Below are 16,181 nucleotides of genomic sequence, written 5' to 3' on the forward strand. Positions count from 1 at the left end.
CGCCTGGGGCCGCCCCCGGTTCGGGCGCGGAGCCACGCGGCGGAGGACGGAGGGCGTCGGCAGCGCTTTCGGCTTCGATGGGGCGATGCCCCTCGCGAAGGTCAGCGCGTCGAGGGAGGCGAAGGTGGCGCCGCCGAGCGTCAACCATCGCGGGCGCAGGTCGCTCACGGGCGCGTCGTCCACGGGCGCGAGCTCCCGGACCCTGGCCGCAGCGGCCCGCGCCGCGCCGGACCCGCTCTCCGCAGCGTCGGTTTTCGCGACGTCGCCCTTCGCATCGATATCGACCGACGCCAGCTCCATCCGCGCCGGGGCATCGCCATCGCGGGCGAGCCCGACCTCCGCCAGGGCGGTCTCGGCCACCCGGCGCGCCTCATCCGCCAGCGCCTGCGCGCGGATCGCGGCATCGGCGCGGGCCTGGAGATCCGCGGCCTCGGACCGGAGGGTCGAGACCTCCCCGCGACTGGCCTCGAACTGCCCTTCGAGGCGCCGGAGCGCCTGCTCGCGGTCCTCCGCGCGGGCGGACAGAAGCTGGCGATCGTATTGCGTCCGCTTCAGGTCGGCCTCCACGGCCTCCAAAGCCCGGCGCCCTTCATCGACCTGCCGGCCCAGGAGGGAGCGGGCAATCTCGGCCGCGTCCTTCTCGGAGCGAAGCGCCAGGGCGAGGGTCGTGATCCTGTCCTCGGCCTGCTGCAAGGCGGCCCGATGCCCGTCCTGCTCCTGGCGCGCCTCGCGCGCTCCCACGGACCGGGTCGTCTCGACCACGAGGCCGAACACGATCGCGCTGAGAATGGAGGTGGTGGCCAGCAGCCAATAGAGGTTGCCCGAGAAGCGGGAGCCCGGCCGAATCGGGCCGACGAGGTCGGCATGGTCGTGCCGGAACGACTCGGCCCACCCCCCTCCCCCGGGGAGCGGCGCGCGGACCGAACCGACCTGCGCCGCATCGCCGGCACCGAGCGATCTTTTGGAGCCGGCAAAGCTGTCATGAGCGTGCAACCACCTGCCCAACATATCGAATCTCACATCACCGCAGCTGTATGACGCCGATTGTACCTCGCGCTGCCAGTCATCGGAGATCGAAAGAGACCTACTCCGAACGGACGATCTCGACGTATGACCGGTCCCGAACGATCCGAGCGGAATCTATACAGTCGCTGGATTTGAGACGCCGTAGGAATCCCCGAGTGCACCTCTCAATGTTCGCACCAAGAACCACCACACATTAACATCCGCATAGAGCTTTCGGATGGCTCGGCGAAGTCGGAAGCCGGCATCGATCAAATGGGATGACCAAAAAAGGATTAGCTAACCCATTTTTCATTGACGATCAGATTGTTCCAATTCATACCAGACTCTCAATTTAATGTATCGGTTTATACATTACTTGAAAACGGAGTGGTCGATTTATTCAATGCGAATCGGTGGGGGTCCAGCGATGATTCATGTATCCGGAACTACCTTTCCTCGACTCACTATTGCTCCCGCAAAACGTCCGGCGACCGTCATTAGCGGTGGAACGGCGCTCTACAGAGAAGGCTTACGCTACATCCTGATAAAGAGCGGCTTCGACGTCGTTTCCATGGTGGGAAGCCTGGATCAGTCCCAGGATTTTACCGAAACATTTGATTCGAATTTGATTATCATCATGAGTATTCAACCGACCACGGACGCGCCGACCGAAGAGATCATCAATGCTCGTCTTCGCTTCCCGAATAGCTTCATCATCTGCATCTGCGCGACCTGTGAAGTCGAGCATGTGGCACCGATGCTGGAATGCGGCGCGGCGGCCATCCTTCTGTCCAGCGCCGGTTCGGATACGCTGGTTCAGGCGCTGGAACTGATCCTCCTCGATCACTGCGTCGTGCCGCACCTGTCGGTTCGCGCGCATGTGAAGGCCGAGCCATGCGAGGAAGAGGATCAGGCGCCCGCGCCCACCGGCGAGGATCGGCCTCCCTCGGACGATCAGGCGTTCCATCTCTCGGAGCGGGAGCTCAGCATCATCGCCTGCCTGATCAAGGGCGATTCGAACCGCGCGATCGCCGAGCGCCTGTCCATTGCCGAGGGACGCGTGAAGGGGAACGTCAAGGCGATCCTCCGAAAGATCAATGTACGAAACAGAACACAGGCCGCGCTCTGGGGTATCAAATACTGCAACGCCGGGGACCGCAGCCGTCTGGTCGCGCATCATCCGGGTGTGGCGTCCCTGAACGACGTGCTCGAAGAGATGGCGAACGTCTAACAGTACCGTCGAGGCGTTCCCTCATCCTGAGGTGCCGCGTAGCGACTGTGAGAGAGCCTTCCAGTGACCGCTTTGGTCTCTGGAGGGCTCCCCTCAAAGCCTCCGCTACGCTCCGGCACCTCAGGATGAGGTGGTCTGATTGGATGCTCCGCTTTGGCAGGAACATCCGCTTAAGAATCCGATCAGACAGATGGGTTATTTGTCCAAGGCTTCACCTCATCCTGAGGTGCCGCGCAGCGGCCTCGAAGGAGATTTCCAGTCATCGCGAGATCACTGGAGGGCTCCTTCGAGGCCCTTTGCTGCAGCAAAGGGCACCTCGGGATGAGGCTGTCTGATTGGATGCTCGGCTTTGGTAGAAACATCCGCTCAGAAAGTCGATTATACAGATGGAGTGTTTGTCCAAGGCTTCACCTCATCCTGAGGTACCGCGCAGCGGCCTCGAAGGAGACTTCCAGTCATCGCGAGATCCCTGGAGGCCTCCTTCGAGGCCCTTTGCTGCAGCAAAGGGCACCTCGGGATGAGGCTGTCTGATTGGATGCTCGGCTTTGGCATGAGCAACAGCTGAGACATCCAACCAAATCGGCCTCACGCGACCTTCCCTCTCGGCCGGCACCTGGTCCATTGAGGGCGGCAATCCTCCCAATGAAGACTTGAACTACACCTCATAACATTCGGCCCGACCGGCACACTGTCAGGCCGGCGCTTGCCCTCGCACGCCATATCGCGATGCCCCGGCCAACCCCGCCACGCCCAACCGTACGCCATCGCGTCGCGTGGCCCTTCGGATGACGCGACGCCCGCGCCCCGCCGGCACCGCACATCAGCGCTCATCGCCGGTCGATCGGAGTGGATGAAGCCTGCCGCACCGGGAGTTGTCTCGACTAACCCCTTCGCGCACCAGATCGGCTTGATTTGGCACTATCGAAGACATCACGGTTCCATAGTTATTAGTCCGATTGTTCTTTTGATTTACCAGAACCATCACTTTAAATTGAATATCAAGACTGATGTAGATCGTTTTCATGACGTGATGGAAAGAGAGCCATGAACGCAAAAATTGCTGTCACGGGAGCTGGCGGATATATTGGATCCGTCATGGTCGGAGAATTGCTGCGCAGCGGGTACAGGGTCAGGGCCATCGACGCGTTCTACTTTGGAACGCCGTGTCTTTCGAAGTATGACGGCCATCCGAAACTCGAGATCGTCAAGCAGGACATCAGGACCATCGATCACCGCGCCTATGACGATTGCGATTATGCCATCGATCTGGCCGCTTTATCCAACGATCCGTCCGGCGACCTCGACCCGGAACTGACACGGTCCATCAACGAGACGGGCCGCATCCGGGCCGCGATGGCCGCCAAGCGTGCCGGCGTCCGCCGTTACCTCTTCGCCAGTTCCTGCGCGGTCTACGGTGCCGGCCAGGACCTGTTCCTCTCCGAGGACACGCCGCTGCGCCCGCTCACCATCTACGCGCAGACCTGCGCCAGGGCCGAAGAGGCCGTGCTCGCCCTGAATACCGGCCATTTCGTCGCCACCGCGCTGAGGAACGCCACCGTCTTCGGCCTGTCGCCGCGCATGCGCTTCGACCTCGTGGTCAACCAGATGAGCTTCGACGCCCTGGATCGCGGCCGCATCACGGTGGGGGGGGATGGTTCGCAATGGCGCCCCCTGGTCCATGTACGGGACGTGGCCGCCGCGTTCCTCGGCGCCCTGCGCGCTCCCGCCGGAGCCGTCGCCGGTGAGGCCTTCAACGTCGGCTGGGACAATCGCCAGATCGTCGACATCGCGCTCGCGGTGAAGAACACCGTCACGAGGCCGAGCGAGATCGAGTTCATGCCCGGCGGACCCGACCGGCGCGATTACCATGTGAGCTTCGCCAAGGCGCGCGAACACTTCGGCTTCGGGGCACGGTACCGGATCGAAGACGCCGTCATCGAGATCCAGAACGCCATCGAAGCCAAGCTCCTGCGCAACACGCCCGCCTGCAACACGGTCAAGTGGTACAAGATGCTGCTCGCCGATCCGCTCCAGGGGTTGAGCCTGCCCCTCGCGGCCGAGGAGACCGTCGCCGCGAGCCCGGGCGTCTTCCCCCGCCCGCAATTCGAGACCGCCGCGGACGGGGCGCGCGCCTGAGAGCCGATCCGGACCCGCGCCTCCCATCGACCGGCTCAAGAGCGCCGTGTCGCAGGTTTTCGATCGCAGAACCGGGGGCCACGTCTGCGAAACCTGCTTAGGAGGACACCCATGCGAGCCTATGACGTGCCTTCCTCGTCTCCGGTCCGACGGCCGGATGGCGGCTCCCCGCTCTCCGTCCGTCATGTCATCATCGAGAACAAGGAGGGATATCCCTCCTTCGCCAACGGTATTCATCAGAATACGCGCTCCCTCGTCACCGAACAGACCCTATCGGGCGAGGCGTCCCGCATCCTGTTCCTGTCGCGCGATTCGCACGGGATGACGGTGCCGGCGGGCATCCGAATGGATCACGTTCCGCTGGACGGGCTCAGGCTCCTCGGCCGCACGGTGAGCCTGTCGCGCCGCTCCCGCGAGGCCTTCCTCGACGGGGCCGACACGCGGACGGTCTTCCACTTCCACGGCGCGCGCCAACCGCTCCTGGTCTCGCTGACGCGGATGCTGCGCCGGCGCGGCATTCCCTACGTCATCAGCCTCCACGCCTGCTTCTCGCATTTCTACGACCGGGCCGGCCGGCTGGTGAAGCCGTCGACCGCCCTCTACGTCCGGCTGCTGGAGCGCCGCGTTCTGGAGGGGGCGCGCTTCGTCCACGTCATCACCGCCCTGGAACAGGCCGAACTCCGCCGTCTTGCGCCCAAGGCCCGGTCGGTCCTCGTGCCCCACGGGGTCTATTCGAGCGCGCTCGGCGGGCGTCCGGGATTCGTCGACAGGCCCGGCCCTGCCGGCGGGTTATTGGGCCCTGCCGGCGGGTTATTAGGCCCTGCCGGCGGCTCGCCCGTCTTCGGCTTCTGCGGCCGGCTCGCGACGTTCCACAAGGGCCTCGACCTCCTGATCGAGGGGTTCGCCCTCTACCGGCGGCAGGGCGGCACCGGCCGCCTCGTCGTCATGGGTCCCGGCGACGAGCGCGAGGCGCTGGCGGCGATGGCCCTCCGCCTCGGAATCGGGTCCGCCGTGACCTTCGAGGGGCCGCGCTACGGAGCCGAGCGGGACGACATCGTCCGGTCTTGGGACTTCTTCGCCTTTCCCTCGCGCCTCGACCGCTGGCCGACGGCCGCCCTCGAAGCGCAGATCCTCGGCGTGCCGCTCCTCATCACCGCCGAGGCGGGGATGACCGAGGCGATGACGCGGCACGGCGCCGGCCTCCTCATCGAGGATCTGACGGCCGAGGCCGTGGCCGCGTCCCTCGCCCGGGCCGCGTCCCTCGATTCCGCGGAATGGCAGGCGATGTCGCGCGGCGCCCACCGGATGGGATGCTCGGCCGACTGGACCGTGGTCGCGGCGCGCCTGCACGCCCTCTACCGAACCACACCGGCATCGCCGGCTCTCACCGAAGACATGGAGGCAACGGATGGCAGTCCCGTTCTATAGGCATGCGCTCTCGCCCGACTACGCGGTTCGGGTGGCCTCGGTCCTGGGGAGCGCGTTCCTGACGACCGGCCCCGAGGGGGCGCGCGTGGAGGACCTGCTGCGGGACTTCTTCCGGGTGCCGCATGCCAAGCTCACCTCGAGCTGGACGCAAGGGGCGGTGGCGACCCTCCTCGCCCTGGGGATCGGCCCCGGCGACGAGGTCATCGTGCCGGCCATGACCTTCGCGGCGACGGCCAACGTGGTGCGCCTCGTGGGCGCGACGCCGGTCTTCGTCGACAGCGACCCGAACACGCTCCTGATCGATCTCGCTCTCGCGGCGGCGGCCGTGACGGAGCGGACGCGGGCGATCATCCCGGTCCATCTCTACGGCCAGATGGTGGACATCCCGGCCCTGCGGGCGGCGATTCCTTCCTCGATCCGGATCATCGAGGACGCGGCCCATTGCTTCGAGGGCAGCCGCAACGGGCGCCGGCCGGGGCAGGACGGCGACGCGGCGATCTTCTCCTTCTACGCGACGAAGAACGTGACCTGCGGCGAGGGCGGCGCCGTCGTCACCCGTGATCCCAACCTCGCCCGGACCCTGGTGCAAACGGTGCTGCACGGGATGTCCGCCGGCGCGGCCCAGCGCTTCCAGGGCGGCACCTACAACCATTGGGACATCGACCGCCTCGGCACCAAGGCCAACCTGCCGGACCTGCTCGCCGTCCTGCTCGCCCCCCAGATCGAGCAGGTGGAGGTCCAGTGCGCCCGGCGCGAGGCCTTGAGCCGGCGCTACGAGGCCGCGCTCGCCGGCACCCCCTTCACCTGGCCGGCCCTGGAGCCGGGCGTGGTCTCGGCCCGGCACCTCTTCCCGATCCACGTGCCCGACGGGCGGCGCGACGACATGCTCCGGGCGCTGGGCGAGGCCCGCATCGGCACGACGGTGAATTACCGCAGCGTGCCCACCCTGACCCTCTACCGCGACGTGCCGGAAGCCTCGTCCCTGCCCGTGGCGCAGGAATGGGGCGAGGGCACGCTCTCGCTGCCGCTCTTCCCGGATCTGCGCATCGACGAGCAGGACGAGGTGATCGAGACCGTGCTGGCCCAGGCCTCCGCGTTCTGGCCGAAACCCGCCCTGCGGACCGCGACCGGACGGTGAACACGGGCCTCCCGAAACCCGTTCCCCGTCTTTCCAACCCCTGACCTCATCCTGAGGCGCCGCGAAGCGGCCTCGAAGGAGCCCTCCAGTATTCGCCAAGCGAACTGGAGGGCTCCTTCGAGGCCCTTTGCTTGCGCAAAGGGCGCCTCAGGATGAGGTGATTGGATGGGGTGGTCCCTCATCTCGCGACGATGGCGACTTTTTTCAGTAGAGCCGACACACGAAAGCCGCCCCCCTATTCGCGGGGCGGCTTTCGTTCAACCGATGGCCCGAACCGCTGAGATCACCCCGCGGCGACCGCGAGTTCCGGCAGCACTGCGCCCTGCGGCTCGGTCAGGTCGATCCGTGGCGCCGGGCGCTCGGCCGTGACGCTGCGCCGGCCGATGCCCACGTGGCGGAAGCCCGCCTCCGCGGCTTCCGCCGCCGGGATGATGTTGCGGTAATCGACGAGGACCGGCCCCGCCATGCGCGAGCGGAGACGGGCGAGGTCGAGGGTGCGGAACGCGCTCCATTCCGTCACGATCGCCACCGCGTGGGCGCCGGCCACGCAGCTATAGGGATCGGTGGCGTAGGCGATGTCGGGCATGAGCGCCCTCGCCTGGTCCATCCCCTGCGGGTCGTAGGCCCGCACCTCGGCGCCCTCGTCCTGCAGGGCGGTGATGATCGAGGTGGCCGGCGCCTCGCGGACATCGTCGGTATCCGCCTTGAAGGTCAGGCCGAGCACCGCGATGGTCAGCCCCCGGACGGAGCCGCCGCAGGCCTTGATGAGGCGGCGCGCCATCGATCGCTTGCGCTGCTCGTTGGCGGCCGCCACCGTCTCGATGATGCGGGAGGGGACGCCGTAATCCTGCGCCGACTTGATCAGCGCCTGGATGTCCTTCGGGAAGCACGATCCGCCGAAGCCGGGGCCGGGCTGGAGGAACTGCGCGCCGATCCGCCGGTCGAGGCCGATCCCGTAGGCGACTCCCGCCACATCCGCATCCGCCCGCTCGCAGAGATCGGCCATCTCGTTGACGAAGCCGATCTTCATGGCGAGGAAGGCGTTGGCGGCGTATTTCACCAGCTCGGCGGTGCGCCGGGTGGTGAAGAACAGCGGCACCGCGGCCTCCGCCAGGGGCCGGTAGAGGTTGGTCATGATCGCCCGCGCCCGCTCGTCCTGGGTGCCGATGACGATCCGGTCGGGATGCTGGAAATCCGCGATGGCCGCGCCCTCGCGCAGGAATTCCGGGTTCGAGACGACGGCGAAGGCCCCCTGGGGCTGGACGACGCGCATGATGTGCTCGACCCGGTCCCCCGTGCCCACCGGGACGGTCGATTTCGTCACCACCACGGTATAGCCCTGGATCGCTTGCGCGATGTCGCGGCAACAGGCGAAGACGTGGGCGAGGTCGGCATGGCCGTCACCGCGCCGGGCGGGCGTGCCGACGGCGATGAACACCACCTCCGCATCGCGGACCGCCGCCGCGAGATCGGTGCCGAAGGTCAGCCGCCCGGCCGCGACGTTGTCGGCCACGAGGGCATCGAGATGCGGCTCGTAGATCGGCATCCGGCCGGCGCACAGGGCGGCGATCCGCTGAGGGTCCTTGTCCACGCAATGCACATGGTGCCCGAATTGGGCGAAGCACGCCCCGGATACGAGCCCGACATATCCGACGCCGATGACCGCCACCCGCATTCCAGCCTCCATGGATCGTTCAGATCAGCAAAGGCGGCCGCTCGTGTGGAACAGCAACCGCCGCAAGCGACAACCTTAAAATATCATCCTGTCTTGGAGAACATCTCTTCCGAGTGGGCGGAAACTAGTCCGAAAGCTACAGGATCGGCGCCGATTATTGATGGCGAACACGCGATTCGACGGTGCGTCATCCCGATTCGGTGGCCCGACAAGGTCCGGGCGGGACGGAATCCAAGACATCTTCGAGTTGTTTTTCCAAGGCACGACCTCATCCTGAGGTGCCGCGCAGCGGCCTCGAAGGAGAGCTCCAGGGATCGCGCGACCACTGGAGGGCTCCTTCGAGGCCTCCGCTACGCTCCGGCACCTCAGGATGAGGTGGTCGGCTAGAGCGCTCTCCGCCGAAGTGGATGCCGGTTCGGCGAAAAAGAGCGCGGCACAACAAAGGCCGAGAGATGTGCCCCGACCCAACGTGGTCGGGCGCAGCTCTAGGATGACCCACTCTGACAGATGACCGACTTCGGCATGAGCATCCGGACGAGGCCGGATGCGTCTGCGCCCCTGCGCCCGCTCCTCGACCCCGCAACGTCGCCCCGTCCGGCGCAAGGGTACTATGGCGGCTGGTCGAGCGCTTTCGATCTAACTCTCAAGGTTCCTACCAATACAGTCGACGATCATGCAGTCCTTCTGGCGGCACGCATTGAATAAGGACGGTCTGTCATGAAGAAAAAGATACTTGTGACCGGGGCCGGTGGGTTCATCGGGCACCATCTCGTGAAAAGCCTCGTCAGCCAGGGCCATTGGGTCCGCGGGGCCGACATCAAGCTTCCGCAATACGAAGCCTCGGCCGCGCACGACTTCATGCAGGTCGATCTGCGCATGCGCGACAATTGCGCCATCGCCGTCAAGGACATGGACGAGGTCTATCATCTGGCGGCCGACATGGGCGGCATCGGCTTCATCAGCGGCTCCCATGCCGAGATCACCCTCAACAATACTTTGATCAGCGCCCATATGGTCGAGGCCGTGCGCTACAGCGGCCTGGAGAAGTTCCTCTTTTCCTCCTCGGCCTGCGTCTATCCCCAGCACCTCCAGCTCTCGCCCGACGTCACCCCCCTCGCCGAGGACGTCGCCTGGCCGGCCCAGCCGGAGGAAGGCTACGGGCTCGAGAAGATCTACATGGAGAAACTGTGCCAATACATGACCGAGGACTGGAAGATCCCGACCCGGTCGGTACGGTTCCACAACGTCTACGGTCCGCTCGGCACCTATGACGGCGGCCGGGAGAAGGCGCCCGCCGCGATCTCGCGCAAGGTGGTGCTCTGCCCCGACGGCGGCGAGATCGAGGTCTGGGGCGACGGTCTGCAGACCCGCTCCTTCATGTATATCGACGATTGCGTCGAGGGCCTGTGCCGGCTGATGGCGGAGGATTACTGCGCCCCGATCAATCTCGGCACCGACGAGATGATCACCATCAACGACCTCGTCGAGATCGCGGCCGAGATCGCGGGCAAGACGATCACCAAGCGCCACGACCTGACCAAGCCGCAGGGCGTGCGCGGGCGCAACAGCGACAACAGCCTGATCCGCAAGGTCCTCAAGTGGGAACCCACGATCATGATCCGCGAGGGGCTCGTGCCGACCTATCGCTGGATCGAGGAAGAGATCGCCCAGGCCCATCCGGTCCGGCATTCCGTCGCGGCCGAATAACCCCGCGTCCGGCGCCGCATCCGCTTCGACGGGCACGGATGCGGCACCGACGTATTCGGCGGACGGCCTCGCGACGAAGATGCAGCAGCCACAGCAACGACCGTGAGGCGATCCGGATGTCGAAGCGCGTATTGATCGTCCACAACGAGTACCAGTTCCACGGCGGCGAGGATTCCGTCGTGGCCCAGGAGATCGGCGCCCTCGAACGGGCCGGCTGCGAGGTCCGGCTCTTCACCTTGAGCAACACGTCCATCGTCACCCCGATCGACCGCCTGCGCGCGGCGTTCCAGTCGGTGAATTCGCCGAAGAACATCGGCCTCGTCCTGAAGGAGGTCGACGGTTTCCGGCCGGACGTGGTCCACGTGCACAATTACTTCCCGCTGATCTCGCCGATGGTGCATGTGGCCGTGCGCAAGACGGGAACACCGACGATCCAGACGCTGCACAATTACCGGATCATCTGCGCCAACGCGATGCTGACGCGGAACGGCGCGCCCTGCGAGGTCTGCGTCGGCGGCTCCGCCTACAATGCGGTGCTGCACCGGTGCTACCGGGATTCCCGGCTCGGATCGCTGGCGGTGGCGCGATCGATCCAGCATCACAAGCAGATCGGCACATGGGCGAACCATGTGGACCGCTTCGTCGCGCTCACCGAATTCGAACGCGGCCGGTTCATCGCGGCCGGCCTGCCCGGCGGCCGCATCGCCGTGAAGGCGAACGGGCTCGCCGATCCCGGCCCGGTCCGAGAGGGCGAGCGGGAAGGATTGCTGTTCGTGGGGCGCCTCACCAGCGAGAAGGGCATCGAGACCCTGATCGCCGCGGCCAGGATCGCCGGCCGCAGGGTCACGGTCGTCGGCACCGGGCCGCTGGCGGACAAGGTCGCCGCCTCGCCCGATCTCGACTACCGGGGCCAGGTCACGCCCGCGCAGGTGCGCGCCGCGATGAGGGAGGCACGCGCCCTCCTCGTCCCCTCGCTCTGGTACGAGGGCTTGCCGATGGTGGTGGTCGAAGCCTTCGCCCTGGGCCTGCCGGTGATCGCCTCACGGATCGGCTCGCTCGCCGAGATCGTCTCGGACGACGTGACCGGCCTGCATGCCGCCCCGGGCGACGCCGCCGATCTCGCCCGCGCCATGACGCGGATCCTCACCGATCGCGCCGCATCCGAGCGCATGAGCCGGGCGGCGCGGTCGAAATACGAATCGTGCTGGAGCGAGACCGTCACCACGAACCAGCTCCTGGGGATCTACGCCGAGGCGATGGACTCGCACCGGACGATGCGGATCGCGGTCTAGGAGCCTGTTTCAGGTGTCTGTCCAAGACTTTACCTCATCCTGAGGTGCCGCGTAGCGGCCTCGAAGGAGGGCTCCAGAACCCACTGAGCAGACTGGAGCGCTCCTTCGAGGCCCTTTGCTGAAGCAAAGGGCACCTCAGGATGAGGTGGTCTGGTGGGACGATCGACTTTGCCAAGTGAATCGGCCGAACCATCCCATCGAACGACCCTGAGAGTGCCGACATAACTCCCGCCCCCCTCTGAAGAAGTCGCCCGCGTGATCCAGTCCCGCCTCGACACCGCCCTCCCCCTCGGCCGGTCCGCCGACGACTTCAACGAGCGCTACTCCCGCGCCCTCGTCATCGTGCTCCTGGGCTATGCTATCCTGGGCAAGACCTTCGCCTATCTGGGAATCCCGCCGCTCTTCGTCGGCGAGATGGCCCTGGCCGGAGGGCTCATCGCGCTGCTGCGGTCCGGATGCTGGCTCGCCATCCTGGCGACGCCGGCGAGCCGGATGCTCATCGTCCTGATGGGCTGGATCCTCTACCGGACCGTGCCGTATGTGGGTCCCTACGGGATGGACGCCCCCCGCGACAGCGTGCTGGCCCTCTACGGCCTGTTCGCCCTGATCGTCGTCGCCCTGCTGCTGGAGGAGCCCGGCCGGTTCTGGCGGGCCATCGACACCTATGGCCGGTTCGCGCGGTTCTATGCCCTGGCCGGCGGCATCGTGTACGGCCTGAGTTCGGCGCTCCTGAAGATCCCGGGCACCGAGATCCAGATCCCCAGCGTCCGGGCCGGCGAGGCCGCCAGCCACCTCGCGGCCATCGCCGTCTTCGTCATGCTCGGGCTCGGCCGCTTCTCGCGGCTCTGGATCGCGGTGCTGATGGCGAGCATGATCATCGTCACGTCGAGCCGCGGCGCCATGCTGACCTGCCTCGTGCCGGTGGTGGTCGCGGCCATCGCCGGGCGCCGGCTGCGACAGTTCATGCCCATCGTCCTGGTGTTTTTCGTCGCCGCGATCATCGCGACGGTGTTCGATCTCAGCATCCAGCTCCCCGGCAACGAGCGGGCGACCGGCCCCAAGCAGCTCGTCGAGGGCCTGAAGAGCGTCGTCGGCGTCAGCGAAGCCTCGAATTTCGAGGCGACGAAGGAGTTTCGCCTGCGCTGGTGGGCGACGATCCAGGACTACACGCTGCGCGGGCCGTTTTTTTGGACGGGCAAGGGCTTCGGGGTGAACATCGCCCTCGAGGACGGCTACAAGCAATGGGTGACGGCGGACGCGGTGCTGCGCAGCCCCCACAACGTGAACATGACCTATCTGGCGCGCTCGGGCGTCCCCGGTCTCGTGCTGTGGCTCGGCGTGCTGGCGACCTGGTTCGCGATGCTGTTCCACAGCCTGCTCTGGGCCCGCCGGCGCGGGGAGGAGCACTGGGCCAAGCTGTTCATCTGGATCGGCTGCTACGCGCTGGGCATGTTCGTGGACGGGTGTTTCGACGTGGCGCTCGAAGGACCGATGCTGGGTATCTGGTTCTGGTGCGTCTTCGGTTTCGGCATCGGTGCCAGCATGATCTACCGCTCACCTCTCGGGCGCAACGTCCGGTAGAATATCGCCGACCACACAATTCGAGATGTCCCCGCACCGTCGAGGGTCGTCTCCGCGATTCGATCATCGACAGTCTTCGATAGAATTCGGTCTAAGTAGTTATACCACGGCATAGATTCCAACAAGATCTCGGCGATCCAGGCTGTCCGGGGCCGCGTTACCGGCGCGTATCCACCGGGGCACGTCGAGGTTTCGATCCGCGAGTAAGAGCGCCGCAAGGGGCGAATCTATCCGAAACGGATGCTTTGCCGGACTCCGGCGACATCGGGCTACACCAATTTCGACGGCACGAATGCCAGGAATTAGAGTTCCCATTTTTGCTTGTGACGCTCGATATTGTCGTGTTAGCTGACCGCAGCGAAATTCAATATTTGAAGGGCGCCGGGACATCAGTAGATTTATTAACATAGAATAATAACTTCGAAGATTCTAAGTCCCATCGTCCGATACGGACGATTATTTCGGACTTGCTGAAGTACGAGTGAGTTTTGCCTCTTCGGCGCAAGGACGATCCTGCCAATCGAGCGGCGGCCCGATCCGTCGCTATCGGCAGAATGTTGCCACTGTCAGCGATTTACCAAATGCAATTTGGAGCAAGTCAGATGTCACTCAGTGTCACAGCCGCCTCCGAACCTCTCAAATCCGATTTCATTCCCAGCCTCATCGGCAGACCGGACGGTCGAATGCCTTCCCTTGCAAGCATACCCGCCATCATTATCGGGCCGCGCGGCCTGGAGCGCGACGGGCTCGTCGGAATATTAAATCAAAACGGTTATTCGATCCTCGACTCCATCGACGACATCTCCGACATGAGCCCCGGACACCTGCCGGCCCTGGTCATCCTCACGGATTTCGGCCCGGAGCAGATGGAGGCGGCGCTGGTCCCGGTGGTGCAATCCCACTTTCCCCAGGCCCGGATCGTCGCCTTGACGGCCGAGACCGATCCGGCGGTGCCACGCTACCTGCTCCAGATGGGCATCCAGGCCTGCCTCAACCGGAGCGCGCAGCCGATCGCGCTGATCCGCTCGCTGAACGTGGTGATGGGCGGCAACATCGTGATCTCCATCGATGCCGCGTCCCACCTGACCGGCGGGGCGTACGGCTTCCCGAAACCGTCCCTCGCCACGTTCCCGAAGACCGCCGACGCGTCCCCCGCGACGGTCTCGGATCTCTCCAACCGCGAGATCGAGGTTCTGGCCTGCCTGGCCACCGGGCATTCGAACAAGTCCATCGCGCGGGAATTGCGGATCTCCGAGGCGACCGTGAAGATCCACGTGAAGAACGTGCTGAGAAAAATCAACGTCAGCAACCGGACGCAGGCCGCGGTCTGGGTCTCGAAGCACGGAACGCCCAAGGTCGGCGCCCGGCGCAACGGGCGGACCGCGTGATCCGAACCGGCGGCGTGCCCGATGACGGCACGCCGCCTACTCTCCGGCCACATGCAGGACGATGTCGCGCCGATGCGGCCGGTCGCGATGCTCGATCAGATAGATGCCCTGCCACGTGCCCAGGACGAGCCGCCCGTCGGTGACGGGGATCGTGAGCCCCGAATCGGTCAGGAGGGTGCGGATATGCGCCGGCATGTCGTCGGGGCCTTCCGCCGCATGGATGTATCCGCCACCGGGGAGGCGCGGGGCGAGGCCGTCCAGCGCCGTCATCAGGTCGCTCCGCACATCCGGGTCGGCATTCTCCTGAATCGTCAGGGAGGCCGAGGTGTGCCGGCAGAACAGGGTGAGCAGGCCCTGCCCGATGCCGCTGCGCCGCAGGAAATCGGCCACGGACGCGGTGATGTCCGTGAATCCCTGGCCCGGCGTCGAGACGGTGACGCGGGCGCTCGCCTGGCGCCGGATCTCGCCCTCCCGGAAGCCTTCGATCCCGCCGATCCTGCCCGAACCTCTCATGGTGTCCCTCCCTCGATGACGGCGCCCGGCGCGATCTCGCGCTCGCCGCGGGCCAGGATGGTCTCCAGGGCCTCGATCCGGTCGGCCTCGGCCGCCGGCTTGTCCCAGCGGATGCGATGGACGCGGGGGAAGCGCATGGCGACGCCGGATTTGTGCCGGGTGGAGCGCTGCACCCCTTCGAAGGCGATCTCCAGCACCAGCCCCTCGTCGATTCCGTAGGCCACCTCGCGCACCGGGCCGAAGCGCTTTGTCGTGTTGTTGCGGACGTAGCGGTCGAGCTTGGCCAGCTCCGCATCGGTGAAGCCGTGATAGGCCTTGCCCACCGGCACCAGTTCCCGGCCGCCCTCCGGCCGCTCGCGCCAGACCCCGAAGGTATAGTCCGAGTAGAAGGACGAGCGTTTGCCGTGGCCGCGCTGGGCATACATCATCACCGCGTCCACGAGATGCGGCTCGCGCTTCCACTTCCACCACGGCCCCTTGGGGCGGCCGGGGAGATAGGGGCTGTCGCGCAGCTTCAGCATCACCCCCTCGATGGCGTCGGCATCCTCGCCCGCCCCCACCGAGGCCGGGTCGGCACGGGCCTCGGCGAGATCGTCCCAGGTGGCGAAGGTCACGAGCGGCGAGAGGTCGATGCGGGCATGATCCAGCGCGGCGACGAACCCCTCCAGCCGGGCGCGGCGGGTCGCGAAGGGCAGCGGGCGCAAATCCTCGCCCTCCGCGGTGAGGAGGTCGTAGGCCCGGACATGGGCCGGGAATTCCTCCAGCAGCTTGGGCGTGACGGCCTTCCGGTTGAGGCGCTGCTGCAGCACGTTGAAGCTCTGAACGCGACACTCCCGCAGGATCAGCAATTCCCCGTCGACGGTGCCGGAAAAAGTGATCGCCTCGGCGAGATCGGGGAAGGCATGCGTGATGTCCTCGCCGGTGCGCGAATAGACCCGCGCCACTTGGCTTCCCGCCTCGTCGCGCCCGCCCGAGAGCTGGACGCGGATGCCGTCCCATTTCCACTCGCCCGAGAAGGCGGCCGGGTCGAGTTTTTCGAAGTCCGTTTCTTCGTCGATGGGGTGGGACAGCATCGGCGGGCGGAACG

At 65.9% G+C, this 16,181-nt stretch carries 12 protein-coding genes; 8 read left to right on the forward strand and 4 right to left on the reverse strand.

What is annotated here, in order from left to right:
- A partial coding sequence (locus tag FV220_RS19285; protein WP_210245953.1) for a hypothetical protein occupies nt 1–1,008 on the reverse strand: 1,008 nt, incomplete at its 3' end.
- 424 nt (nt 1,009–1,432) lie between these two features.
- On the opposite strand from FV220_RS19285, the gene FV220_RS19290 reads away from it, so the two are divergent.
- The 4 genes from FV220_RS19290 (at nt 1,433) to FV220_RS19305 (ending at nt 6,938) form a co-directional block, all read left to right on the forward strand.
- Nucleotides 1,433–2,236, forward strand: coding sequence for a response regulator transcription factor (locus FV220_RS19290; RefSeq protein ID WP_187273465.1), 804 nt, complete (start codon nt 1,433–1,435; stop codon nt 2,234–2,236).
- A 1,044-nt stretch (nt 2,237–3,280) separates the two neighbouring features.
- On the forward strand, nt 3,281–4,372 hold the full coding sequence (locus FV220_RS19295; RefSeq protein ID WP_082477477.1) for an SDR family oxidoreductase: 1,092 nt from the start codon (nt 3,281–3,283) through the stop codon (nt 4,370–4,372).
- Between the two features lie 111 nt (nt 4,373–4,483).
- Nucleotides 4,484–5,800 carry a glycosyltransferase gene (locus FV220_RS19300; RefSeq protein WP_147832911.1) on the forward strand — a complete coding sequence of 439 codons (1,317 nt, stop codon included), beginning with the start codon at nt 4,484–4,486 and terminating at the stop codon, nt 5,798–5,800.
- Entirely contained in the window at nt 5,781–6,938 is a 1,158-nt protein-coding gene (locus FV220_RS19305; protein WP_147832912.1) for a DegT/DnrJ/EryC1/StrS aminotransferase family protein, read from the forward strand. The genes FV220_RS19300 and FV220_RS19305 overlap by 20 nt, the downstream gene beginning before the upstream one ends.
- Before the next feature lie 283 nt (nt 6,939–7,221).
- On the opposite strand, the gene FV220_RS19315 is transcribed toward FV220_RS19305, so the two are convergent.
- On the reverse strand, nt 7,222–8,613 hold the full coding sequence (locus tag FV220_RS19315) for a UDP-glucose/GDP-mannose dehydrogenase family protein (RefSeq protein ID WP_147832913.1): 1,392 nt from the start codon (nt 8,611–8,613) through the stop codon (nt 7,222–7,224).
- Between the two features lie 717 nt (nt 8,614–9,330).
- Here FV220_RS19315 and FV220_RS19325 point away from each other — a divergent pair.
- The 4 genes from FV220_RS19325 (at nt 9,331) to FV220_RS19340 (ending at nt 14,581) form a co-directional block, all read left to right on the forward strand.
- Complete coding sequence (locus FV220_RS19325; RefSeq protein WP_056147010.1) at nt 9,331–10,320, forward strand: NAD-dependent epimerase/dehydratase family protein; 990 nt, start codon at nt 9,331–9,333, stop codon at nt 10,318–10,320.
- Nucleotides 10,321–10,436: 116 nt separating this feature from the next.
- Nucleotides 10,437–11,612 (forward strand): glycosyltransferase, encoded by a 1,176-nt coding sequence (locus tag FV220_RS19330; RefSeq protein ID WP_147832914.1) that lies wholly within the window; start codon nt 10,437–10,439, stop codon nt 11,610–11,612.
- Nucleotides 11,613–11,867: 255 nt separating this feature from the next.
- Nucleotides 11,868–13,193 (forward strand): O-antigen ligase family protein, encoded by a 1,326-nt coding sequence (locus tag FV220_RS19335; protein WP_056147013.1) that lies wholly within the window; start codon nt 11,868–11,870, stop codon nt 13,191–13,193.
- A gap of 683 nt (nt 13,194–13,876) precedes the next feature.
- The gene (locus tag FV220_RS19340) at nt 13,877–14,581 is read left to right on the forward strand and encodes a response regulator transcription factor (RefSeq protein ID WP_147832915.1); all 705 of its coding nucleotides are present in this window, start codon (nt 13,877–13,879) and stop codon (nt 14,579–14,581) included.
- A 36-nt stretch (nt 14,582–14,617) separates the two neighbouring features.
- Here FV220_RS19340 and FV220_RS19345 read toward each other — a convergent pair whose 3' ends face one another.
- Nucleotides 14,618–15,094, reverse strand: coding sequence for a secondary thiamine-phosphate synthase enzyme YjbQ (locus FV220_RS19345; protein ID WP_147832916.1), 477 nt, complete (start codon nt 15,092–15,094; stop codon nt 14,618–14,620).
- Nucleotides 15,091–16,181: cisplatin damage response ATP-dependent DNA ligase (locus FV220_RS19350; protein ID WP_147832917.1), on the reverse strand; the 1,091-nt coding region annotated here is incomplete at its 5' end. The genes FV220_RS19350 and FV220_RS19345, both read right to left, overlap by 4 nt.

The sequence above is a fragment of the Methylobacterium sp. WL19 genome (assembly GCF_008040005.1).
GTDB classification, from domain to species: domain Bacteria; phylum Pseudomonadota; class Alphaproteobacteria; order Rhizobiales; family Beijerinckiaceae; genus Methylobacterium; species Methylobacterium bullatum.

What these genes read in the sequence shown, in the direction of transcription:
- FV220_RS19290 (WP_187273465.1), top strand. Translation starts at nt 1,433, where the DNA reads ATGATTCATGTATCCGGAACTACCTTTCCTCGACTCACTATTGCTCCC.
- FV220_RS19295 (WP_082477477.1), top strand. Translation starts at nt 3,281, where the DNA reads ATGAACGCAAAAATTGCTGTCACGGGAGCTGGCGGATATATTGGATCC.
- FV220_RS19300 (WP_147832911.1), top strand. Translation starts at nt 4,484, where the DNA reads ATGCGAGCCTATGACGTGCCTTCCTCGTCTCCGGTCCGACGGCCGGAT.
- FV220_RS19305 (WP_147832912.1), top strand. Translation starts at nt 5,781, where the DNA reads ATGGCAGTCCCGTTCTATAGGCATGCGCTCTCGCCCGACTACGCGGTT.
- FV220_RS19315 (WP_147832913.1), bottom strand. Translation starts at nt 8,613, where the DNA reads ATGCGGGTGGCGGTCATCGGCGTCGGATATGTCGGGCTCGTATCCGGG.
- FV220_RS19325 (WP_056147010.1), top strand. Translation starts at nt 9,331, where the DNA reads ATGAAGAAAAAGATACTTGTGACCGGGGCCGGTGGGTTCATCGGGCAC.
- FV220_RS19330 (WP_147832914.1), top strand. Translation starts at nt 10,437, where the DNA reads ATGTCGAAGCGCGTATTGATCGTCCACAACGAGTACCAGTTCCACGGC.
- FV220_RS19340 (WP_147832915.1), top strand. Translation starts at nt 13,877, where the DNA reads ATGCCTTCCCTTGCAAGCATACCCGCCATCATTATCGGGCCGCGCGGC.
- FV220_RS19345 (WP_147832916.1), bottom strand. Translation starts at nt 15,094, where the DNA reads ATGAGAGGTTCGGGCAGGATCGGCGGGATCGAAGGCTTCCGGGAGGGC.